At 64.2% G+C, this 21411-nt stretch carries 19 protein-coding genes and 1 pseudogene; 7 read left to right on the top strand and 13 right to left on the bottom strand.

Annotation, left to right across the window (positions count from 1 at the left end):
• The first annotated feature begins 1 nt into the window (after position 1).
• Together EV686_RS09640 and EV686_RS09645 are read left to right on the top strand one after the other, a co-directional pair.
• Complete coding sequence (locus EV686_RS09640; protein WP_132476301.1) at positions 2 to 1801, top strand: branched-chain amino acid ABC transporter ATP-binding protein/permease; 1800 nt, start codon at positions 2 to 4, stop codon at positions 1799 to 1801.
• A complete protein-coding gene (locus tag EV686_RS09645; RefSeq protein WP_132476303.1) occupies positions 1794 to 2552 on the top strand; it encodes an ABC transporter ATP-binding protein in 759 nt (252 codons plus the stop codon). Before EV686_RS09640 ends, EV686_RS09645 begins: the two co-directional genes overlap by 8 nt.
• Positions 2553 to 2705: 153 nt before the next feature.
• Here the strand turns inward: EV686_RS09645 and EV686_RS09650 are convergent, their stop codons facing one another.
• On the bottom strand, positions 2706 to 3419 hold the full coding sequence (locus EV686_RS09650; RefSeq protein WP_243650828.1) for a FadR/GntR family transcriptional regulator: 714 nt from the start codon (positions 3417 to 3419) through the stop codon (positions 2706 to 2708).
• A 246-nt stretch (positions 3420 to 3665) separates the two neighbouring features.
• On the opposite strand from EV686_RS09650, the gene EV686_RS09655 reads away from it, so the two are divergent.
• Positions 3666 to 4637 (top strand): Bug family tripartite tricarboxylate transporter substrate binding protein, encoded by a 972-nt coding sequence (locus EV686_RS09655; RefSeq protein ID WP_132476305.1) that lies wholly within the window; start codon positions 3666 to 3668, stop codon positions 4635 to 4637.
• Positions 4638 to 4645: 8 nt separating this feature from the next.
• Positions 4646 to 5845 (top strand): mandelate racemase/muconate lactonizing enzyme family protein, encoded by a 1200-nt coding sequence (locus EV686_RS09660; RefSeq protein ID WP_132476307.1) that lies wholly within the window; start codon positions 4646 to 4648, stop codon positions 5843 to 5845.
• A 108-nt stretch (positions 5846 to 5953) separates the two neighbouring features.
• Here the strand turns inward: EV686_RS09660 and ybgF are convergent, their stop codons facing one another.
• The 8 genes from ybgF to EV686_RS09700 form a co-directional block, all read right to left on the bottom strand.
• Positions 5954 to 6628, bottom strand: coding sequence for a tol-pal system protein YbgF (gene ybgF, locus EV686_RS09665; RefSeq protein WP_132476309.1), 675 nt, complete (start codon positions 6626 to 6628; stop codon positions 5954 to 5956).
• 184 nt (positions 6629 to 6812) lie between these two features.
• Positions 6813 to 7319, bottom strand: a complete 507-nt coding sequence (pal, locus tag EV686_RS09670) for a peptidoglycan-associated lipoprotein Pal (RefSeq protein ID WP_132476311.1) — start codon at positions 7317 to 7319, stop codon at positions 6813 to 6815.
• A gap of 37 nt (positions 7320 to 7356) precedes the next feature.
• Positions 7357 to 8667: a Tol-Pal system beta propeller repeat protein TolB gene (tolB, locus tag EV686_RS09675; RefSeq protein ID WP_132476313.1), complete on the bottom strand. Its 1311-nt coding sequence runs from the start codon at positions 8665 to 8667 to the stop codon at positions 7357 to 7359.
• A 15-nt stretch (positions 8668 to 8682) separates the two neighbouring features.
• A complete protein-coding gene (tolA, locus tag EV686_RS09680; RefSeq protein ID WP_132476315.1) occupies positions 8683 to 9894 on the bottom strand; it encodes a cell envelope integrity protein TolA in 1212 nt (403 codons plus the stop codon).
• A 46-nt stretch (positions 9895 to 9940) separates the two neighbouring features.
• Positions 9941 to 10393 (bottom strand): ExbD/TolR family protein, encoded by a 453-nt coding sequence (locus EV686_RS09685; protein WP_132476317.1) that lies wholly within the window; start codon positions 10391 to 10393, stop codon positions 9941 to 9943.
• The gene (gene tolQ, locus EV686_RS09690) at positions 10393 to 11067 is read right to left on the bottom strand and encodes a protein TolQ (protein WP_132476320.1); all 675 of its coding nucleotides are present in this window, start codon (positions 11065 to 11067) and stop codon (positions 10393 to 10395) included. Before tolQ ends, EV686_RS09685 begins: the two co-directional genes overlap by 1 nt.
• A gap of 2 nt (positions 11068 to 11069) precedes the next feature.
• Positions 11070 to 11492, bottom strand: a complete 423-nt coding sequence (ybgC, locus tag EV686_RS09695; protein ID WP_132476323.1) for a tol-pal system-associated acyl-CoA thioesterase — start codon at positions 11490 to 11492, stop codon at positions 11070 to 11072.
• A 30-nt stretch (positions 11493 to 11522) separates the two neighbouring features.
• Positions 11523 to 13247 (bottom strand): proline--tRNA ligase, encoded by a 1725-nt coding sequence (locus tag EV686_RS09700; RefSeq protein WP_132476326.1) that lies wholly within the window; start codon positions 13245 to 13247, stop codon positions 11523 to 11525.
• A gap of 60 nt (positions 13248 to 13307) precedes the next feature.
• Here EV686_RS09700 and EV686_RS09705 point away from each other — a divergent pair.
• The 3 genes and pseudogenes from EV686_RS09705 to EV686_RS09715 form a co-directional block, all read left to right on the top strand.
• Positions 13308 to 13865, top strand: a pseudogene (locus EV686_RS09705) (RNA pyrophosphohydrolase); the annotation flags it as partial.
• Positions 13866 to 14082: 217 nt separating this feature from the next.
• Positions 14083 to 14763: a response regulator gene (locus EV686_RS09710; protein WP_132476329.1), complete on the top strand. Its 681-nt coding sequence runs from the start codon at positions 14083 to 14085 to the stop codon at positions 14761 to 14763.
• A 6-nt stretch (positions 14764 to 14769) separates the two neighbouring features.
• On the top strand, positions 14770 to 16278 hold the full coding sequence (locus tag EV686_RS09715; protein WP_132476332.1) for a sensor histidine kinase: 1509 nt from the start codon (positions 14770 to 14772) through the stop codon (positions 16276 to 16278).
• A 4-nt stretch (positions 16279 to 16282) separates the two neighbouring features.
• Here the strand turns inward: EV686_RS09715 and EV686_RS09720 are convergent, their stop codons facing one another.
• From EV686_RS09720 to EV686_RS09735, 4 genes are all read right to left on the bottom strand, one after another.
• Positions 16283 to 17188, bottom strand: coding sequence for an NAD(P)-dependent oxidoreductase (locus tag EV686_RS09720; RefSeq protein WP_132476336.1), 906 nt, complete (start codon positions 17186 to 17188; stop codon positions 16283 to 16285).
• Between the two features lie 203 nt (positions 17189 to 17391).
• A complete protein-coding gene (locus EV686_RS09725) occupies positions 17392 to 19872 on the bottom strand; it encodes a TonB-dependent receptor (RefSeq protein WP_132476339.1) in 2481 nt (826 codons plus the stop codon).
• Positions 19873 to 19897: 25 nt separating this feature from the next.
• Entirely contained in the window at positions 19898 to 21001 is a 1104-nt protein-coding gene (locus EV686_RS09730; RefSeq protein ID WP_132476342.1) for a YncE family protein, read from the bottom strand.
• A gap of 93 nt (positions 21002 to 21094) precedes the next feature.
• Positions 21095 to 21328 (bottom strand): sigma factor, encoded by a 234-nt coding sequence (locus EV686_RS09735; RefSeq protein ID WP_341539333.1) that lies wholly within the window; start codon positions 21326 to 21328, stop codon positions 21095 to 21097.
• Between the last annotated feature and the right edge of the window lie 83 nt (positions 21329 to 21411).

Here is a 21411-nt window from a genome sequence, read left to right on the forward strand (position 1 = left end):
CGTGAACCGTGCATACACCCTGGCCTTCGTCGCGCTGCTGGCGCTGCTGCCCCTCATCCCGGCCACGCCTGAGTTCTGGATCACCCAGCTCAACTACATCGGGCTCTCCAGCCTGGTGGTGATCGGGCTGGTGGTGCTCACCGGCGTGGGCGGGCTCACCTCCTTTGGCCAGGCCGCCTTCGTGGGCATGGGCGCCTATACCACAGCCTATCTCACCACGGCGCTGGGCTGGTCGCCCTGGCTCACGCTGCCGCTGTGCCTGACGGTGGTGGGCGTGATCGCCTACGGGCTGGGCGTCGTCACGCTGCGGCTCTCGGGGCACTACCTGCCGCTGAGCACCATTGCCTGGGGCTTGAGCTTCTTCTACCTGTTCGGCAACATGGAGGCCTTCGGCAAGTACGACGGCATCGCCGGAGTGGAGCCGCTGTCGTTGTTCGGCTGGTCGCTCGCCAGCGGGCGCGGCATCTACTACCTGATCTGGGGCCTGGCGCTGGCGGCGGTGTGGGCTACGCGCAACCTGCTGGACTCCCGGCCCGGGCGAGCCATCCGCGCGCTGAAGGGCGGCGCTGGCATGGCCGAGTCGTTCGGCGTGGACACGGCCTCCTATAAGGTGGTGATCTTCGTCTATGCGGCCCTGCTGGCCGGTATCTCGGGCTGGCTCTATGCCCATATGCAACGCGCCGTGAGCCCCAGCCCCTTCGGGCTGAACTATGGCATCGAATACCTGTTCATGGCGGTGATCGGTGGCGCGGGCCACGTGTGGGGCGCGATCCTCGGCTCGACCGTGGTGCTGGTGCTGAAGGACCAGATCCAAAACTGGGTGCCGCGCCTGTTCGACACCACGGCCAACTTGGAGATGATCGTCTTCGGGGTGCTGCTGGTGGTGGTGCTGCAGTATGCCCGCGATGGTCTCTGGCCCTATGTGCAGCGCCTGGCGGGCGCTCGCGCGGGGCGGCGTGCGGCACGGGGGGGCGAGGAGCCGCCAGAGGCTCCGCCGTTGCCGCAGCGCCCACGCCCTACTGAAGGCGAGGTGGTGCTGGAGGTGGAGGCCATCCGCAAGGAGTTCGGCGGGCTGGTGGCGGTCAATGACATCGGTTTCCGCGTGCGGGCCGGCGAGATCGTGGGCCTGATCGGCCCCAACGGCGCGGGTAAGAGCACTACATTCAACCTGATCACGGGTGTGTTGCCGGCCACGTGCGGCGAGGTACGATTCCTGGGCAAGCGAATCAGCGGCCTGTCGGCGCGCGCCATCGCCAGGCTGGGGGTGGGGCGCAGCTTTCAGCACGTGCAGCTGCTGCCGGGAATGTCGGTGCTGGAGAACGTAGCGTTGGGCGCGCACCTGCGCAGCAACGTGGGCGTGGTGGCCGGCGCCCTGCACAGCGAGCGTGCCCGCGAGGCCGCTCTACTGCATGAGGCGTCGCGCCAACTGCAGCGCGTGGGGCTGGGCGACTACCTTCACGAGCAGGCGGGCAACCTGGCCCTGGGCCAGCAGCGCATCCTGGAGATCGCGCGCGCCCTGGCCGCCGATCCGGTTCTGCTGCTGCTCGACGAGCCGGCGGCGGGCCTGCGCTACAAGGAAAAGCAGGAGTTGGCCGCCGTGCTGTCGCAGTTGCGCGCCGAAGGCATGAGCATCCTGCTGGTGGAACACGACATGGAGTTCGTCATGCGGATCACCAATCACCTGGTGGTGATGGATTTCGGCACCAAGCTGGCCGAGGGGCCGCCAGTCGAGATACAGTCCAGCCCGGTGGTGCTGGAAGCCTACCTGGGCGGCGTGGACGAGGAGCTGGCCCATGGCTGAGGCGAATCAACCCCTGCTGCAGGTCGAAGGGCTCAGCGCCCGCTACGGCAAGGTGCCGGCGCTGGCCAGCACCAGCCTCACGCTGGCGCCCGGCGGCATCGTCACCGTGATCGGCGCCAACGGCGCGGGCAAGTCCACGCTGCTTAACGCGCTGATGGGGGCGCTGCCCGTTAATGGTTCAGAGTCTGGGTCGGTGCGGCTGGGTGGTATCGAGGTGTCGGGCTGGGACGTGGCGCGGCGCGTGGGCGCTGGCATGTCGCTGGTGCCCGAGAAGCGCGAGCTGTTCGCCAGCATGAGCGTGAAGGACAACCTGCTGCTGGGCGGCTTCCGGCGCTACTGCGCGCGGGAGGCGGGCTGGCGCGACGAGATGGATCGGGTCTATGCCCTGTTCCCCCGGCTGGCCGAACGCCGCCACCAGCAGGCCGGCACGCTCTCGGGCGGCGAGCGCCAGATGCTGGCCGTGGGCCGCGCGCTGATGGCCCGGCCCCGTGTGCTGCTGCTCGACGAGCCCAGCCTGGGTCTGGCGCCGTTGGTGGTGCGCGAGATCTTCCGCATCGTGGCCGGCCTGCGCGATACCGGCGTGGGCATCCTGCTAGTGGAGCAGAACGCGCGCGCTGCGCTCCAAGTGGCCGATCACGGCTATGTGCTGGAGGCGGGCGAGGTGGTGTTGTCGGGGCCGGCGCGCGAACTGGAAGGCAATCCGCGCGTGATTGAGAGCTACCTGGGGCTGGGGGCGGGCAAGCGGGTGTAGAACGGGCCTGTTGTCGCCCAAGTCAGCGGAGGAGTTGCGCAAAGCGTTGCTGTAGCCTCCGCGCCTGCGCGTTGGGCCAGGCATTTGCTGGGCTTCATCGATTGCACTGCGCTCCGTCACTCGGCTTGTTGATCCGGCCGTGGCGGGGCGTTTTCATTTGTGTCCGGTTTGCCGCAGGCTGCTGTGTATCCGTTCAGAGGCTCTTTCGATGAGCGCGAGCGATGCCTGTTCGGCGTCTCCGGAGGAGCCGCCGGCAATGGCGTTCAGCAGATTGCGGTGCAATGCCAGTGATTTGCCGTCGGGGCCCCAGGCCTGGCTGGATGCAGTGAAGCTGGTTTTCAGCACTTCCGACAGGGCGGCCTCCAATTGCTGTATGAACTGGTTGCCGCAGGACCGAAGGACGGTGCCGTGGAACTTCAGGTCGGCCTCAATGTAACTTGCCTGGTCTTTTGCGGTGGCCATGGCCTCGTAGGCGCTGCGCAGCGCTTCCAGCATTTGCGGCTCCGCCCGGGTCGCCGCCAGGCGAGCGGCCAATGGTTCTATGGCGCTTCTCAGTTCCAGCAGGTCGGCGATGAACTTGGCATCCAGCGGAACCTTGCCGTACCACGACAGAACGGCGGGATCGAACAGGTTCCATTGCTCGCGCGGCAGCACATGCGTGCCGATGCGCGGGCGTATGGATACCAGACCCTTCGCCGCCAGGCTTTTCATGGCTTCGCGGATGAGCAGCCGGCTGGCCTGGAAGCTTTCCGCCAGCTCCGCCTCGGTAGGCAATTGCCGGCCCGGGGCAAGAACGCCCGTGACGATGTCGGATCCCAGGGAGTCCATGATCTGCGCATGGAAGTTTTTCAGTGGCGGCTTCTTCATTGTCTGTGGTGTGTGCCCGGAGAGGAGAGGGTAACAGGCTTCGGGTGCCGGCGCCATTTCGTGCTGTGCGGCGCAGTATACCCGCCGGGAGGCGCATGCATGTCTCCATGCCTCCCGACAAGATTGTTTTTAATCATATATTCATCATATAATTAAAAACAGGATGCGGATTCTTCCGTTTCCTGCGCCGGGGCCTGCGAGTGCGGGTGGTATCAGGCGTCCTGAATCTTGAAAAAAGGAAGAGGCATGAAGAAAACAATGCTGGCGGGTCTGTTGTCGGCCGCCGCTGCGCTCGCGCCACTGTCGGCGGCATGGAGCGATGACAGCTATCCCCGGAAGCCGGTGCGCATTATCGCGCCCGTGCCGCCCGGCGGAGGCGGAGATTTCGTGACCCGGCTGGTGGCCAATGCAGCTTCCCAGGAGCTGGGGCAGTCCATCGTGGTGGAAAACCGCCCAGGCGCCACAGGCAATATCGGTACGGTGGCGGCGGTGCGCTCAGCTCCGGACGGTTATACCATCCTGCTGTGCAGCATCGGCAATTGCGCGGTCAATGCAAGCCTGTATGCCAACCCGGGATATGACTTGTTCAAGGATATCGCGCCGGTCGCCCTGGTGGGTTCGTCCATCAATGTGCTGACGGTCAATCTGGAAACGGGCATCACATCGGTGGCGGAGCTGCTGGAGCAGGCCGGGAAGCATCCTCTGAATTACGGTTCTTCCGGCGTCGGCGCTTCGAACCATCTGGCGGGGGAAATGCTCAAGAAGGTGTCGGGCGCCGATATCCTGCACGTGCCGTACAAGGGGTCGGGACCTGCCATTACGGACTTGATCGGCGGCAGCATCCAGGTGTTCTTCGATAACGAGCCTTCCATTCTTCCTCATATCCAGGCGGGCAAGGTGCGCGCGCTGGCGGTCACCGGCAAGACCCGATCCGAAAACCTGCCCGATGTTCCCACCATGGAAGAACTGGGCTTCAAGGGATTCGTGATCGAGCCCTGGTACGGCATCGGCGCGCCAGCTGGCACGCCGGAGTCCGTCATCAATCGACTCAATGATGCGGTGAACCGCGGCCTGAGCAAGCCCGAGGTGCGCGAGACCTTGCTCAAGGCCGGCATTACGCCGGCCAGCGGCGACGCAGGCGTGCTGAAGGCGCATATCAGGAGCGAATACGAAAAATGGGCCGATCTCATCGCGTCCCAGAAGATCAGCGCGGAGTAGGAGCCGACATGCGCATCACAGCTGTAGAAACAATCAGGGTCGAGGCTTTCCCCAACCTGTTGTGGGTGGAGCTTCATACCGACGAAGGCCTGTTCGGACTGGGGGAAACCTTTCGTGGCGCCCAGGCGGTGGAAACCTATGTCCACAGCATGGCGGCGCCCATGCTGCTGGGGCAGGATCCTTCGGACATTTCGCGCCTGCAGCGCCAGCTGCTGCGCGGCTACCTGGGATTCAACGGCAGCGGTGTGGAAACGCGCGCCGCATCGGCAATCGATATTGCGCTATGGGATCTTTTCGGCAAGGCGAACGGCAAGCCCGTCTACCAGATGCTGGGAGGCAAGTGCCACGATCGCATGCGCACCTACAATACTTGCGCGGGCTACGACTACAACAGCCAGAAGATCCAGCGGCGCCTGATCGAGAAGGGGGCCCACCAGACGCGGGGTAAGTACGACGACCAGATCGCATTCATCGAGCGTCCCGACGAGCTGGCCCTGAGTCTGCTCGAAGAGGGCTTCACAGCCATGAAAGTATGGCCGTTCGACGGCGCGGCCGGCGCCTCCGACGGCCAGTTCGTCAGTGCGCAGCAGATGCGCCAGGGCCTGGAGGTGTTCGAGAAGATTCGCCTGGCGGTTGGGGACAGGATGGAGGTGATGTGCGAATTCCATTCCATGTGGAATACGACGTCGGCTATCGCCATCGCTCGCGAGCTGCGGCAGTATCGCCCGTTCTGGGCGGAAGATCCCATCAAGATGGACAGTCCGCAGGCGCTGGCCGATTACCGCCGCCATGCCGGTATTCCCGTGTGTGGCAGCGAGACCCTGGCGACGCAGGGAGCGTTCCGGGATCTGCTTGCCGCCGACGCGCTGGATATCGTCATGCTGGATCTGTCCTGGTGCGGAGGCATTACCGAAGCGCGCAAGATCGCGGCATTGGCCGACGCCTATCAGAAGCCGGTGGCGCCGCACGACTGCACGGGGCCTGTGGTGCTGATGGCGTCCCTGCATCTGGCGTTCAGCGCTCCCAATGCCATTTTCCAGGAAGTGGTGCGCGCTTTCCTGGCGACGTTCTATCGCGATCTGGTGACCGAGCTGCCGGTACTGAATCAGGGCTATCTCGAATTGCCCGTTGCTCCGGGTCTGGGCACCGCGCTGGCGCCTGGCCTGAAACAGCGCGAGGATGCTGTCGTGCGCCGCACGGCGCTGTAGGATGGACGGCGAACGAATGGAATCCCGGCATTTGCCGGTCTGCGGGCAGTAGTAAAAAAACGCGCCGGATTGCGCGTTTTTACGATTGGCTGGGAATGGAGCCGAGGCTTACTGCAGCAGCTTCAGGCGTGATTTCGCTGTTTCCGCCGCGTTGCTTTGCGGATAGTCCTTTACGATCTGTTGCAGTGTGGTGCGCGCCCCATTCATGGAGTTCAGCTCGATCTGGCTGGCGGCGACGACCAGCAGGGCGTCCGGAGCGCGAGGATCATTGGGAGCGGCCTTCACCAGCGACTGCAGGGTCGAGATGGATTCCTTGAAATTCTTGGTGGCGTACAGGCTGCTGCCGCGGTAGAACTGCGCTTCGGTGGCCAGGGAGCTGGCGGGATAGGCATTCAGGAAGTCGGCGAATCCTGTGGCGGCATCGGCGTACTGGCCGTTGCGGAACAGTTCCATGGCGGAGTCGTAGGAGGCCTGCTCGATCGGATCGTTGGACTGCGCCGTGGGCGTGTCGCTCTGCTGGGCCGCGCTTTGCTCCGCCTGCCACTTCAACTGCTCCACCTGTCCGCGCAGGCTGGCGACTTCCTGCTGCAGGATTTCGATGCGGTCGGCAAGCTGCATGCGGGCCTGCAGGGTCTGCTCGGACATTTGCCTGACTTGCTGGCGTAATTCGAGGATAGCCTTCCGGGCTTCGTCGTCGGAGAAGGCGTGGGCGGGGGCCAGCGACATGGCGCCCAGGAGCAGGCTGGCGCCTATCGTGCGGATTGCGTAAGGGGAAAACGTCATGTCATGTCCGTCCAAATTTATTGCAATGGGGCGGCCCGGCGGCAAAAAAAAGCCCCCGCGCTGCGCCTTCGGCTTGCTGCCCCCCCAAGGGGGGCTTTTTGTCTAGGGGCGGCCCGGCGACAGAAAAAACGCCGCGGCGTTCTGGCCGCCACGGCGTTTATGTTACCGCAAACCGGCTGTGGAATTAGCGCTGGTAGACAATGTCTGCGCGGCGGTTTTCAGCATAGTCGGCTTCGGTGTTGCCTTGGGCGCGGGGGCGCTCCTTGCCGAAGCTGATGGCCTCGATCTGGTTGGCGTTGACACCGAGCAGCGTCATGGTGCGCGCTACGGCGTCGGAGCGGCGCTGGCCCAGGGCCAGGTTGTATTCCGAACCGCCGCGCGCGTCGGCGTGGCCTTCGATGCGGACATTCTGCTGGCCATTGCCGCGCAGGTAGGTGGAGTGCATTTCCACTACGCTGCGATACTGCTCGGGAATGGTGTAGCTGTCGAAGTCGAAGTAGACCGAGTTCTGCTGGGCCAGGGGGCTTTGCGGATTGAACGGATCCATGATCTGGCCGGTCGTGGCGGAACCCGAACCGCTGCCGCCCATGCCGGAGCCGGATGCGGATTCATCCAGAGGTACGGAGCTGCACGCAGCCAGTGCTGCTGCCAGGGCTGTGATGGTGATGCTTTTTGCAATGCGCGAGCTCATGTGTTTGTTTCCTTTGAGAAAGAGTCACACGTGGTTGTTAATTGGTGAAGGGGCCCCATACGGGTTCCCTGACTTGTCCGTTCAAGGCCGACAGGGTCTGGCGTACACGTCCATCGACGGAGGTGACTGCCAATACGCTGCGTCCGCCTTGCACGGAACTGTACAGGATTTGCATACCGTTTGGCGCGAAACTTGGAGACTGGTCGTCGGGGCCCGCTGTCAGCAACTGCTCGGAGCCTCCGGACATGTTCTGCACGGCAATCCGGTATGCGCCATCTCTTCTTGTAACGTACACCAGGTTGTTTGCATCGGGTGAAATATCGGGCGAGATATTGTAACTGCCGTTGAATGTGACGCGCTGCGCATCTCCGCCCGAAACGGGTACGCGATAGATCTGAGGACTGCCGCCGCGATCGCTGGTGAATATCAGGGAGCCGCCGTCAGGCGTGAAGGTGGGCTCTGTGTCGATCAGAGGCGAGCGCATCACGCGGCGCAGGCCGGAGCCGTCGGCGTTGATGAGGTAGATCTGGGAGATACTGTCGCGAGAGAGCACGATGGCGGCCTGCTGGCCGTCCGGCGACCATGCGGGGGCGCTGTTGTTGCCCTTGAAGTTGGCCAGGGTCGTGCGCTGGCCCGAGGACAGGGTCTGCACATAGATGACGGGCTTGCCGCTTTCGAAGCTGACGTAGGCCAGGCGGGAGCCGTCGGGCGACCATGTGGGCGAAATGATGGAGTGCTTCGAGCGCAGCATGACCTGCGGATTCTGGCCGTCGGCATCGGCGATCTGGAGCTCGTACGTGTTGCCGGTTTGCAACACGTAGGCGATGCGGGTGGAGAATACGCCGCGGATTCCCGTGATCTTTTCATAGATGCGGTCGGCGATCCGGTGCGAAATGCGGCGCAGTTCCTTCTCCGTGCCGGCGAATGTCACGCTGTCGAGTTCCGTCTTGCGGACGGTGTCCAGCAGGCGGTAGCGGATCTGGTATTGCCCTGCGGCCTGGGTGACGGTCCCGAAGGCGAGGTAGTCGGCGCCGCGCGTATTCCAGTCTTCGGGCGATACCTGGCTGTCCACGCCGATGTTGGCGCCCGCCGCGCTGACCAGGCGGAACTGGCCGGAGCGGGTCAGGTCGGCGCGAATGATGTCGGCAACGGTCTGTCCTTGGGGGTCTTGCGCAAAGTCGGCGATGGCGATCGGGTATTGCGTTGCGCCGACACCGGAAATGTCCACCCGCAGCTGAGCCGTGGCGGCCTGCGAGACGAGCAGGCCGGCGGCCAGCGCCAGCAGGGACAGGCACCATTTCCGGAAAATCTGTGGCAGCGGCCTGCCGGGAATCTGGATAGCATTCATGGGTATGGTCTCCTGTCAGTCATACATGCGGTAGTCACCGTCAATGTAGGAGGGATATTTGCCGGACGGTGGTTTCGGGAATGGAGAGCAACTCTGGATTCCCTTGATGACGGCTTCGTCGAAGCGCGCGTTGCCGGATGAACGCTGGACTTGCGCGCTGACGACTTGGCCGCTGGAATTCAGGTTTGCCCGATATTGTACTGTCGGGTTGCTGCGGCCGGAGCGGGGCGGCACGTTATAGATGACGCGCGGCTGGATGCAGGCGCGTACCTGCGCCGCATAGCCGTGGTCTCCGCCGCCGGCGCGCTGGTTGCGGTCCGCCGTGCCGCCGGGCAGGCCCGCTGCGCCGAGCGCGTCGCCGCGCATGGCGTTGCGCAGGGCCTCTTCCCTGGCTTTCTTCTCGGCGGCGGCCTTGGCCGCGGCTGCTTCCTTCGCCTTCTTCTCCGCAGCGGCCTTCTCGGCGGCTGCTTTTTCAGCGGCAGCCTTTTCCGCAGCGGCTTTTTCGGCAGCGGCCTTCTTCTCGGCCGCCGCTTTGGCTTCGCGTTCCTTGCGTTCGGCTTCCGCCTTTTCCGCGGCCAGGCGCTTGGCCTCGGCTTCCTTGCGGGCTTTCTCTTCTTCCGCTTTTTTGCGTTCGGCTTCCTTGCGCGCCTTTTCCTCTTCGGCCTTCTTGCGTTCGGCTTCTTCCTTCGCCTTCTTCTCGGCTGCCAGGCGGGCTTGTTCTTCGGCCTGCTTGCGCTCCTCGGCCTCGCGGGCTTCCTGTTCCTTGCGGCGAGCCTCTTCCTGCGCCTTGCGCTCCTGTTCCTGCCGTTCACGTTCCTTGCGCGCTTCTTCCAGAGCGATCTCGGGATCGGGCTCGGGTTCCGGCTCCGGCTGGGGCGGCGGCGCAGGCGTGGGCTCGGGCTGGGGTTCCGGCTCGGGTTGCGGTTCAGGCTCGGGGGCGGGCTCTTCCGGCTGCGGTTCGGGTTCGGGCTGAGCTTCGGGCTCGGCCTCGGCAGGCTCGGGGTCCGCAACGGGGTCTTCGGGCTGGCCCGCGTCCGGCGAGTCGCCGTCCATCCATAGTTCGACCTGGAAAGGCGTATCCGACTTTTCCGGCGCCGTCATGAAGCCGATCAGCAGCGCGATCACCAGGGCTGCATGCAGCGCCAGGGAGTATCCCAGGCCGCGGTTCTCATCGCGTTGCTGCGGTGAGTCGGGCTGCCGGGAAGAGGAACGGTCGAATGGCTTCATTGCTTGCTAGGGCCTGTTAACGCTAAAAGGCGTTGCGATTGCCGGATCAGCGCGATGCCGGCACGTCGTTGGGGTTCTGCTGGTCCACCAGCAGGCCAAGGCGTGTGATGCCGCTGGAACGCAGCCTGTCCATGATCTGCATGACGGTTTCATAAGGCACCTTGCCGTCGGCGGCGATGACGACGGGAGTGTCCGGCGTCAGGCGGGAGCGGACCTCGTCGATCAGACGCTGGTCGTCCACCGGCTGGAACTCCGAGCCGGCGTCGCGCACGCGCAGCGACAACGCGCCGCCTTCCGCGATCTGGACTTCGATGGGCTTGGCGGGCACCGAGTCGGCGCGACCCACCGATGGCAGCTCGATCAGGCCCGGCGTGATCATGGGAGCGGTGACCATGAAGATGACCAGCAGCACCAGCATCACGTCGATGTAGGGAACGACGTTGATGTCGTTCTTCAGGCGGCGGGTGCGCTGGCGGCGGTTGCCAGTGACGGCCGGCATCAGCGCACCTGGCGTTGCAAGATGTTGAGGAACTCGTCGATGAAGCTGTCGAAGCGTATCGAGAGGCGATCGATATCGGTAGTGTAGCGGTTGTACGCCACCACGGCCGGAATGGCCGCGAACAGGCCGATCGCTGTGGCGATCAGGGCTTCGGCGATGCCGGGAGCCACCGAGGCCAGCGTGGCCTGCTGCATGGTGGACAGGCCCATGAACGCATGCATGATGCCCCATACCGTGCCCAGCAGGCCGATGTACGGGCTGACCGAGCCGGCCGACGCCAGGAAGCTGAGGTTGGATTCCAGGGTGTCCATTTCGCGCTGGTAGGCGGCGCTCATGGCGCGGCGCGGACCGTCGAGCAGGGCGTCGCCGCCGAGATTGTTGCGTCGCGCCTTGACGAACTCGGTCATGCCGGCATCGAAGATGCGGGCGAGGGCCCCGTGCTCGTCATGCCGGGTGGCGACCGATTGCTGCAGCATGTTCAGGTCGCCGCCGGCCCAGAAGTCGTTTTCGAACTGGCGGGTTTGCGCCGCTGCGCGCTTGAGCGCCGCGCGCTTGCTGAAAATGTAGGTCCAGGAAATGATGGAAATGACCACCAGTATGAGCATGACGATCTGTACGGGAATACTTGCATGCCACAACAGGGAAAGCAGTGACATATCGCTTGAGGCTGGCATATTTAGCTTGAGACCTTTTCCAGTAAGAGACGAAGTTCCGGGGGAATGTGCGCCGGGCGGAAGCTGTCCGCATTGACGCAACCGACTTTGACGGTGCCATCGCACAGCAGTTCCCCGTCACGGGTGATCGACTGTGCGAATTCGATGGAAGCCGCGCCGACGCGCCTGACGCTGCTGTTGACGGCAATGACGTCGTCCAGCCGCGCGGGCCTGCGGTATTGTATTGCAAGGCTGGCTACCACAAACAGGCATTTTTCACGGACCGCCATGGCGGACTGGTCGATGCCCAGCGCGCGCAGCCATTCCGTGCGGCCGCGCTCCATGTACTTGGCGTAGTTGGCGTAATACACGACGCCGCCTGCGTCCGTATCTTCGTAATATATGCGAACGGGGAGTACGCAGGCGTCAGAGGATGTGTCAGTCATTGTCGAACGGTGCGGGGTGGCGGTCATCGCTTAGAGCGTATCCAGCTGTTCCTTGATGCGGGCCAGGGCGTCGGACAGCGCGACCTTGTGCGTCACGCCGTTGCGGCGCGCCTGGATTTCGACCACGCCTTCCTGCAGTCCGCGGTCGCCGATCGTGACGCGCAGCGGCACGCCGATCAGCTCCCAGTCGGCGAACATGACGCCGGGGCGGATGTCGCGGTCGTCCAGAATGACGTCGACGCCCATCTGCTGGAGCTGTTCATACAATTTGCCAGCTTCGTTGCGTACCGTTTCACTCTTGTTCCAGCCCATGGTGCAGATGACCACCTCGAACGGGGCGATGCCGCGCGGCCAGATGATGCCCTTGTCGTCGTGGTTCTGCTCGATGGCCGCCGCCGCGATGCGGCTGATACCGATGCCGTAGCAGCCCATCTGCAGGATGGCGGGCTTGCCGTCGGTTTCCAGGAAAGTGGCTTGCAGCGCCTTGGAATACTTGTCGCCCAGGAAGAATACGTGGCCGACCTCGATGCCGCGCTGGATGGCGAGCCTGCCGCCCCTGGGGTCGGGATCGCCCGCGACCACGTTGCGCAGGTCCGCAACCGCCGGCTCCGGCAGGTCGCGGCCCCAGTTCACGCCGGTGTAGTGGAAGCCCTCTTCGTTGGCGCCGCAGATGAAATCGGACATATTGGCGACCGTCGTGTCGGCGATTACCCGGACCGGGCGGCGTGTGCCGATGGGCCCCAGGTAGCCGGGAGGGCAGCCGAAGACGTCCAGGATTTCTTCTTCCGTGGCGAAGCGATGGCCGTTTTCGAAGCCCGGCAGCTTGCTGGCCTTGATTTCGTTGAGCTCGTGGTCGCCGCGAACCAGCAGCAGCCAGATGACGGCGCCTTCGTCGGTGTCCGTGGCCAGGACGATGGACTTGACCGTGTCGGACAGCGGGCGGCCCAGCAGTTCGGCCACCATTTCGCACTTGGGCGCCTGCGGCGTAGGCGTCTTTTCCAGGCTGGCTGCGGCGGGCTTGCGTTCCGGCAGCAGGCAGGGCGCTTCGGCCAGTTCGATATTGGCCGCGTAGTCGGAGTCCGGGTTGTAGACGATGAGGTCTTCGCCCGTGTCGGCGATGACCTGGAATTCGTGGCTGCGCGAGCCGCCGATGGAGCCCGTGTCGGCCGCCACGGCGCGGTAGGTCAGGCCCAGGCGCGTGAAGATGCGGTGATAGGCGGCGAACATGGCGTCGTAGCTGGCCTGCGCCGAGGCTTCGTCGCGGTCGAAGGAATAGGCGTCCTTCATGGTGAACTCGCGTCCGCGCATCAGGCCGAAGCGGGGGCGGCGTTCATCGCGGAACTTGGTCTGGATGTGGTAGAAGTTGACCGGCAGCTGGCGCCAGCTGTGGATTTCGTTGCGCACGATGTCCGTGACCAGCTCTTCGGAGGTGGGCTGCAGCACGAAATCGCGGTTGTGGCGGTCCTTGATGCGCAGCAGTTCGGGTCCGTATTCCTGCCAGCGTCCGGACTCTTCCCAAAGCTCGGCGGGCTGGACGACGGGCATCAGCAGTTCGAGCGCGCCGGCGCGGTTCATTTCTTCGCGCACGACAGTTTCGATCTTGCGCAGCACGCGCAGCGCCAATGGCATGTAGGTGTAGATGCCGCCGGCCGCCTTGCGGATCATGCCCGCGCGGGTCATGAGCTGGTGGCTGGCGACTTCGGCTTCGGAGGGCGCTTCTTTCAGGGTGTTGATGTGAAACTTGCTAGCATGCATGGTAGGGATTCCGGCAGATACGTATAATCAGTGCTAATTGTATTGTTTTGGGAGTGGCCTATGTTGGACCGCGAAGGCTATCGTCCCAATGTCGGCATTATCCTCGTAAACCAGAAAAACGAAGTTTTCTGGGGAAAACGGATACGGGAGCACGCATGGCAGTTTCCGCAGGGGGGCATCAAGTACGGGGAAAGCCCCGTCCAGGCCATGTACAGGGAACTGCAAGAAGAGGTCGGGCTGCTGCCGGAGCATGTCAGGATATTGGGGCGCACACGCGACTGGCTTCGTTATAACGTGCCTAGTCATTTTATCCGCCGTGATTCGCGCGGGCACTACAAGGGGCAGAAACAGATCTGGTTCCTGCTGCGGCTCGTGGGCCGCGATACCGATGTCTGCCTGCGTGCGTCGGGGCATCCCGAATTCGATGCCTGGCGCTGGAGCCACTACTGGGTGCCGCTGGAGTCCGTCATCGATTTCAAGCGCGAGGTCTACTCGCTTGCGCTGAACGAACTGGCCGGCATTCTGTTCCGGCGCGGTGGCGATACGCGCTATCTGCGCCAGCGCGGCAACGGCGAACGCAAGCCTGCGGCACTGGACAAGAAAGATATCCCCCATGCTGCGCCTTCGGCTTGCCGCCCTTCCGAAGAGGGCGCTTACCGTCTTGAGGGCGGCACGGCGAAGGAAAATACCTCCCACGCTGCGCCTTCGGCTTCCCCACCTCGCGGCCTGCATGCCGCTCGGATTCATCAGGCACAGGACAGTCCGCAGGGACTGTCCCGTGTCCAGACTCATCCCGAGGAGGGCAGTCTTGGGGGCGGCCCGGCGACGAAAAAACATGCGCATACTATTGGTTGAAGACGAGCGCGAGATGGCGGCGTGGCTCGAGCGCGCCCTGGCGCAAAGCGGGTTCCTGCCCGAACATGCGCCGGACGCGGCGACCGCCGAAGCCATGCTGGAGCACGAGGTGTTCGACGCCGTGGTCATGGATCTGCGCCTGCCCGACAAGCACGGGCTGGTGCTGCTGCGCGAAATGCGCAATCGCGGCGATGTCACACCCGTGCTCATCCTGACGGCGCAGGGCGCCTTGCAGGACCGGGTGCGCGGGCTCAATCTCGGCGCGGACGACTTCCTGTCCAAGCCGTTCGCGCTCGAAGAGCTGGAAGCCAGGCTGGCCGCGCTGGTGCGGCGCAGCCGCGGGCGGCAAAGCAGCAATATCCAATGCGGCTCGCTGGAGTACGACAGTGAAAGCCGCGTGTTCCAGTTGCAGGGGGCCGTTTTGCACCTGACTCCGCGCGAGCACGCCTTGCTGGCGGTGCTGGCGTCGCGGGCCGGCGTGCCGGTGGAAAAGGCCAAGCTGTTCAATCGCGTCTTCGAGCACGACAGCGAGGCCAGTCCGGAGGCCATCGAGGTGGTGCTGCATCGCGTGCGCAAGAAGCTGGCGGGCAGCGACGTGCACATCGTCACGGTGCGCGGCCTGGGCTATATGCTGGAAAGCGCCACGGCCCAGGGAGACTGATCGTTCATGAGGCAGCCGGCGAACCTAGCCAGGGGCAGCATCCGTTTCTGGCTGCTGATCCTGCTGATTCCAGGCACGGTCACGCTGTTGCTGATCGATGGGTGGAACGACTACCAGGATTTGCGCCGCATCACGATGCGCGTGTACGACAATGCCTTGCTGGAGCCTGCCAAGGTACTGGAGACCAGCGTGGAGTTCAACGATGACGGCACGCTCAGGCTGGATCCGCCCTTCTATGCGCAGGTGATGCTCGAATCGGGCGCGGGCAACCGCAAGTATTTCCGCGTAGAGGAAATTACTCCGAGGGCGCTGAACCTGTCCGGCGCCAATGCCGTGCTGCTGGAGGGAAGGGCGCTGATCGGCATGCACGGCCTGCCGCGCCCGCACAGGCTGGCCGAGGTCGAAGGCGAGCCTGTTTTCTACAATGCCGAATACCGCAGCGACTCCGTGCGCATGGCGGCGGTCTGGCGGGAGCTGCACTACAACGGCGTACATCGCCAGATCATGGTGATCGTGGGTGAGAGCATAGGCATGCGCGAGCGCACGCAGCAGGAGGCCTGGCACGCGGGGCTGGTGCGCGATGGACGCATGCTTGCGCTGGTCATCATCCTGGTATGGGTGAGCGTCCTGCTGGCGTTGCGGCCGCTGTCCACATTGCAGCGCGAGGTCAGGCGGCGCAAGATCGATAACCTGCAGCCGCTGGACGCCACGCAGGTGCCCAAGGAGGTCATGCCGCTGGTCAAGGCGGTGAACCACCACATCGATCTGTACCGCAGCGTGCTGGAGCGCCAGGCGCAGTTCCTGGCGGATGCCTCGCATCAGTTGCGCACGCCGCTGGCTATCATGCGCACGCAGGCGCAGTATGCGCGGCGCGAACCCGACATCAACCGTATGCGCGAAACCCTGGGCGCAATCATCCAGCAATTGGGGCAGACCTCGCGCCTGACGGAGCAGTTGCTGTCGCTGGCGCACGCCAGCCGCGACGAGAAGACCGACAGGACGCGCATCGATCTGAACCAGATGGCGCGCAGCCTGGTGCTGCGCTATCTGCCGCTGGCGCGCGAAAAGCAGCAGGACCTGGGATGGGTGGACTGGAACGAGGACGCCTCGGATCGGGACGAAGACATGCCGGACGGCATATGGGTGATGGGCAGCGACGTCGAGCTGCACGAGGCGCTCGGGAATCTGATCCACAACGCCATCAATCATGCCGGAGAAGGCCGCGAAATCACGGTGTCAGCAGGGTGCGATGCCCGCACCGCATGGGTCAGTGTATGCGACAACGGCGTGGGGCTGGATCCCGCGCTGCGCGACAGCGTGTTCGTCAGGTTCGACCGGGGAAGACAGGCCCGCAAGTGCGAGCCGGGCGGAGGCGGGGGATCGGGCCTGGGCCTCGCCATTGCGCTGGCCTACGCCGAACGCAATGGCGGCACCATCCTGCTGCAGGACGGCGACCCGTCGCCGGATGGCGGGACGGGCCTGTGCGCGGTGCTGCAGATGCCGCGCGTGAAGTAAAAGCCTAGTCCGTCAGGCGCGTGATCAGGCTGGAGGTGTCCCAGCGGTTGCCGCCGGCTTTCTGCACGTCGCCATAGAATTGGTCCACCAGCGCGGTTACGGGGGTGCGAGCGCCGTTGCGCCTGGCTTCGTCCAGGACCAGCCCCAGGTCCTTGCGCATCCAGTCCACGGCGAAACCGAACTCGAACTTGCCTTCCACCATGGTGGCGCCGCGGTTTTCCATTTGCCAGCTTTGCGCCGCGCCCTTGCTGATGACTTCCAGCACTTTCTTCATGTCCAGGCCGGCCGCCTGTCCGAATGCGATGCCTTCGGACAGGGCCTGGACCAGGCCGGCGATGCAGATCTGGTTGACCATCTTGCACAGTTGGCCGGCGCCGGGTTCGCCCAGCAGCGTGACGGCCTGCGCGTAGTTCATGCAGAGATCCTTGACGGCGTCGAACTGGGCGGATTCGCCGCCGCACATGATGGTCAGCTTGCCATTGACGGCGCCGGCCTGGCCGCCGGAGACGGGCCCGTCGACGAAGCCGATGCCCTTTTCCTTGGCGATGGCATACAGTTCGCGCGCGACTTCGGCCGATGCCGTGGTGTGGTCGACGAAGATGGCGCCGGATTTCATGCCGGCCAGGGCGCCGTCGTCTCCCAGGACGACGCTGCGCAGGTCATCGTCGTTGCCCACGCAGCTGAATACGACTTGCGCGCCCTGCGCGGCTTCGCGCGGCGTGCGCGCGGCCTTGCCTCCGAATTCGGCGGCCCAGGCTTCCGCCTTGGAAAAGGTGCGGTTGTAGACCGTTACCTGGTGGCCCGCCTTGGCCAGATGGCCGGCCATGGGGAAACCCATGACGCCCAGCCCGAGAAAGGCGACTTGCACGGGTGTTGCGGATTCATAGAGTCTGGCTGCGATGGATGACATTGTCTTTGCTCCGTTGGGTTTTATAGGTTTATGCGGCTGGCGCCTGGGACGCAGGCGGTGCGATAAGTGCAATCCACAAGGTTACCGCATTCCAGCTGGCTTGTGCGCCGAAGGGATGCTTGCTGCCGGAGGGAGCATAGGGATGAGGGAAAGGGCGGATGCGGGCGGCCTCCCGGGAAGAGAGGCCGCCCGCCTGTCGCGGTTCAGAATTCGAGCGAGGCGTTTAGCATGAAGGTGCGGGGATTGCCCAGTACCAGGTAGCCGGAGCCGGGGTAGCCGCCGACGGATGCCCAATAGTCGCGGTTCATGACATTCTCCACACGGGCGCGCAGAGTCAGCAGGCGGTCGCCGGGCAACTCGGCGACATACCTCGCTCCGAGGTCGAAGCGTACCCATCCGGGCACGCGCTTTGTGTTCTGGGCATCGGCATAGCGGCTGCCGGTGGCGATGGCGCGGGCATCCACGGAAAGTCCCGTGACGGACGGAACGTCCCACTCGACGCCGAGCGTGGCCTGCTGCCGGGGAACGCCGATGACGCGCTTGCCACTGGTGGCGGGATCGTCGGTGCTGACCTGCTTGGCGTCCAGCAGGGTCACGCCGCCGAGCAGCCGCAGGCCGGCAATGGGCTCGCCATAGAGCGACAGTTCGGCGCCGCGGTGACGGTCCTTGCCGGAACTGGTGTAGGTATAGTCGCCGCCGTTGTCCTGCAGGTAGGCGTTCGGTTTTTTCGTGGTGAACAGCGCCAGGCTTGCGCCGAATGAGCCGCTGTCGTATTTCACGCCGATTTCCTGTTGCTTGGAAACGAAGGGGGGCAGGAGCTGCCCTCCGTTCGTGACGGGCAGGTTGTTGTTGGTGTCGGGCGCCCTGGAGCCGCGAGCCAGGCTTTCTATGTAGTTGGCGTAGACGGACAGGCCGTCGTTGATCTTGTAGACCACCCCGGCGACGGGGCTGGTGCGGCTGTCGTCATAGCCGCCGGGCTCGGGGATGGCCGTGAGATAGGCGTAAGTGTTGTGGCGCATGCGCTGGTGCCGCAGCCCCAGCGTGATCTCCAGGCGGTCGTCCAGCATGGACATGGTATCGCCGATGGTGAAGCTGCTCATGCGCGTGCGGTCGCGCAGCGCGGGGTTGTTGATATCCCCGCCGACGAATGCCGGATTGTCCAGGGAAGGCCGTTCGATCAGGATGGGATCGTAGATGTTGACATCATGAAGATTGGTGAAGTCCATGATGACGGCATTGCGCTCCTTGTGATCGAACCAGGAGGCCGATGCCACGACCTGGTAATTGATGGGACCGGTGTCGAAGCTGGTGCGCAGGCCGATTTCGCCCGTTTTCACATCGTCCTGGCGTCGGTTGTCGAAGCGGTAGGTGGTCCCTGCGCCCGTGTCGGCATCCGTCAGGCTGACTCCGGCCAGGGAATTGAACTCCTTGCCGCGCCGCATGCCGCCCGCGATCCAGGCCGTCGTGCTGTCGGTGAAGTCATATTCGGCGCGTATCGTGCCGAATATGTCTTCTTCGTTCAATCGCGTCCAGGGCTGGGCATAGTTGGTTTTGCCGTCGGGCATGCGCGGAACCGCATCGACGGCGTCTATGTTTACGCTCGGGCGCATGCCCTTGATCCGGTTGTTCTGGTAGCCGATGTCCGCCGAAAGGCGGAGGCGGTCATTACGCCAGTCCAGTCCGATGGTGGCAAGATCCAGCCTCGCGCTTTCCCGGTCGATGGCGGTGTCGCCGTCGCGCCGGGCGAGGTTGACGCGAATCCCCATGTTCTGCTTGTCTCCGAAGCGGCGGCTGAAATCGGCCGCGGTGTATAGCTGGCCGCCGCTGGCTGTGCCGAGCGTGACTTGGTTCAGGGGCCGGGAAGACGCCCGTTTCGGCAGGATGTTGATCGTGCCGCCGATGCCCATGCCGGATGGCGCCGCGCCATAGAGGAAGGCGCCCGCGCCGCGCAGTATCTCCACACGCTCGATCATTTCGGCTGCCGTGTATTGCCGCGGCAGCAGTCCGTACAGCCCGTTGTAGGCGATGTCGTCGGCGTAAGTCAGGAAGCCGCGGATGAAGTAGGTTTCCGAGAAATTGCCGAATCCGCGCGCCGTGCGTACCGAAGGATCGTTCGTCACGACATCGGCCACGCTGCGGGCCTGCTGGTTCTGGATCAGCTGATTGGTATAGCTGGAGGTGCTGAAGGGCGTGTCCATGAGGTCTTTCGAGCCCAGGATGCCCACGCGGCTGCCGCGCGCCACCTGGCCGCCCGCATACTCCCGCAGCAGGCCCGCGGCCGATGCGTCCGCGCTGGGCTGGACGACGATGGCGGCCAGTTCTCCTTCCTGCATGACTGCGCCGGAGGATGGGGAAGCGTCGCCGGAAATGACGATGGCGCGGCCGTCGATGCGGTAGATGAGTCCGGAGCCTTGCAGCAGCCGATCCAGTGCCTGGGATGCGGTCAGGGAGCCGGAGACGCCGGGAGCGCTTCGGCCGGCTACCAGTTCGGGCCGGACGATCAGTTCCATTTCCGTTTGTCGCGCCAGGTCCTGGAGAGCTTGCGACAGCGGCTGCGCCTGGATGGAGACCGGGACGGGCTGGCCGGCGGCGGAAGATTGAGCCTGGGCCGGCGGCGCCATGCCCAGCAAGGCGGCCAGGATGGCGCTCGATGCCAGGGTGGGCTTGAAGCGTGGTGTTGTCATGGTGGCAGTGCTCCAGGGCGGATGGTCAGGGCAGATCGATACGGGCGATGCTGCCGAAGCCGCTGGCGAAGTGGTCCGGCGTGAATGGCGTCTTGATGGTGACGAACAGTGCGTCGCCTTCAGGGGAAAGCAGCAGGGAGTTCGGGTTCGGGGGCAACCGGTATTGTTTCCTTACTTGAAAGGATGTGGCGTCGACGATGCTGACCATGCCGCGATCGCGGTGGCTCAGGTACAGGGCATTGCGCCCGGGCTGGTAGAGAATGTCCAGCGATTCGCCCACCGGCAGGCGATTGATCAGTTTGCCGGTGCGGGTATCCACCGCCAGTACGGTCTTCAGTTTGGAGTGGTCCGTCACGAACAGACGGTCGCCGCTTTCGTCCAGCGCCAGATTCAGCAGCAGCGCGGGTTCTTGCCCGGCAGGCTTCCAGCGTTGCTGGATCGTGTGGCTGCGCGTGTCGATGACCAGAACCTCGCCGTCGCCGTTGGCAGCGTACAGGCGGTTCCTCCGCGGGTCGGACAGCAGTCCCGTGACCCACTTGCCTGCGTCGGGAATGGAGGTTCGCACGACCCAGTCCCGGGCGTCGATGACCCAGATCCGGCCGGGATCGCCGACACCGCCCACATAGACGGTGTCGGTGGCCGCATCGCGCAAGATTTCCCTGGGACCGTAGGCGGAGCCGTCCGCGCTGCGTTCCTCGAATTCGATGCGGCCGACCACCTTCCCGGACGCGAGATCGATCTTGCTGGCTGCGCCGGCGAGGCTGTGTGTGACGAAGAGAGTATCGCCGTCGGGATCGGTCGCCAGGCCGAAGTTCTTTTCATCGGTGTGGATCAGGCCCGTCGTTGCCAGCGTCGACGGATCGAGCCGGTAGATCAGTCCGCCATTCACGTCCGGCGCGAGCTCGGCGGAGGCAATGTAGAGGGATTTTTTTGTGTTGCTGTAGACCGCCTGATAGACGCCGCGGGCCAGCTCCCGGCGCAAGGCGCCTTCCGTGGTGATTTCGTACGGCTGGACCGCGGGCCTGACTTCGGGGGATTGCAGGCCGGGATCCTGTGCGTGCGCGGGCGCATGGCCCGTCAGGATGGCGGCGATGAATGCGGGAATGACGAAGGTGTGCAGCGCTGACATTGTGCAGGGTCTCCGGGTGGAACAAATGGGCGGTTGTTCCTGTGTAGACGTATGGAGATGGCAAAACCCTGCGTGCGGGATGCAAAAAGGTATTCAGCCGGCATAATGAGCGCGGGTACTGTCCTTTCTGTGAAGATCGATCACCAGGTTGCGCGCGGTACGGTAGAGCAGTGCGCGCGGTTCCTTGAACTGCGCGCCTTTGTCCTGGGCGCTGAGAACCCGGGCATAGGTTTCCTGAACGAGGTCCGCCGCCGCGTCCCTGTTGCGGGTCAATCTTGCGCAGAACTGGATGAGTTCCTGATAGTAGTGTTCCAGCAAAATGGCCACGGGGCATGAATGAGATAGATTAATAAATGATAAATATAGCATTATTGAAAATCATTCTCATCAATATTGATTCGACGAATCTG

Source organism: Paracandidimonas soli (assembly GCF_004342005.1).
GTDB lineage: Bacteria > Pseudomonadota > Gammaproteobacteria > Burkholderiales > Burkholderiaceae_B > Paracandidimonas > Paracandidimonas soli.

What these genes read in the sequence shown, in the direction of transcription:
- EV686_RS09710 (WP_132476329.1), top strand. Translation starts at nt 14,083, where the DNA reads ATGCGCATACTATTGGTTGAAGACGAGCGCGAGATGGCGGCGTGGCTC.
- EV686_RS09725 (WP_132476339.1), bottom strand. Translation starts at nt 19,872, where the DNA reads ATGACAACACCACGCTTCAAGCCCACCCTGGCATCGAGCGCCATCCTG.
- tolB (WP_132476313.1), bottom strand. Translation starts at nt 8,667, where the DNA reads ATGAATGCTATCCAGATTCCCGGCAGGCCGCTGCCACAGATTTTCCGG.
- ybgF (WP_132476309.1), bottom strand. Translation starts at nt 6,628, where the DNA reads ATGACGTTTTCCCCTTACGCAATCCGCACGATAGGCGCCAGCCTGCTC.
- EV686_RS09645 (WP_132476303.1), top strand. Translation starts at nt 1,794, where the DNA reads ATGGCTGAGGCGAATCAACCCCTGCTGCAGGTCGAAGGGCTCAGCGCC.
- EV686_RS09700 (WP_132476326.1), bottom strand. Translation starts at nt 13,247, where the DNA reads ATGCATGCTAGCAAGTTTCACATCAACACCCTGAAAGAAGCGCCCTCC.
- EV686_RS09655 (WP_132476305.1), top strand. Translation starts at nt 3,666, where the DNA reads ATGAAGAAAACAATGCTGGCGGGTCTGTTGTCGGCCGCCGCTGCGCTC.
- EV686_RS09660 (WP_132476307.1), top strand. Translation starts at nt 4,646, where the DNA reads ATGCGCATCACAGCTGTAGAAACAATCAGGGTCGAGGCTTTCCCCAAC.
- tolA (WP_132476315.1), bottom strand. Translation starts at nt 9,894, where the DNA reads ATGAAGCCATTCGACCGTTCCTCTTCCCGGCAGCCCGACTCACCGCAG.
- EV686_RS09720 (WP_132476336.1), bottom strand. Translation starts at nt 17,188, where the DNA reads ATGTCATCCATCGCAGCCAGACTCTATGAATCCGCAACACCCGTGCAA.
- EV686_RS09685 (WP_132476317.1), bottom strand. Translation starts at nt 10,393, where the DNA reads ATGCCGGCCGTCACTGGCAACCGCCGCCAGCGCACCCGCCGCCTGAAG.
- EV686_RS09715 (WP_132476332.1), top strand. Translation starts at nt 14,770, where the DNA reads ATGAGGCAGCCGGCGAACCTAGCCAGGGGCAGCATCCGTTTCTGGCTG.
- EV686_RS09650 (WP_243650828.1), bottom strand. Translation starts at nt 3,419, where the DNA reads ATGAAGAAGCCGCCACTGAAAAACTTCCATGCGCAGATCATGGACTCC.
- ybgC (WP_132476323.1), bottom strand. Translation starts at nt 11,492, where the DNA reads ATGACTGACACATCCTCTGACGCCTGCGTACTCCCCGTTCGCATATAT.
- tolQ (WP_132476320.1), bottom strand. Translation starts at nt 11,067, where the DNA reads ATGCCAGCCTCAAGCGATATGTCACTGCTTTCCCTGTTGTGGCATGCA.
- pal (WP_132476311.1), bottom strand. Translation starts at nt 7,319, where the DNA reads ATGAGCTCGCGCATTGCAAAAAGCATCACCATCACAGCCCTGGCAGCA.
- EV686_RS09730 (WP_132476342.1), bottom strand. Translation starts at nt 21,001, where the DNA reads ATGTCAGCGCTGCACACCTTCGTCATTCCCGCATTCATCGCCGCCATC.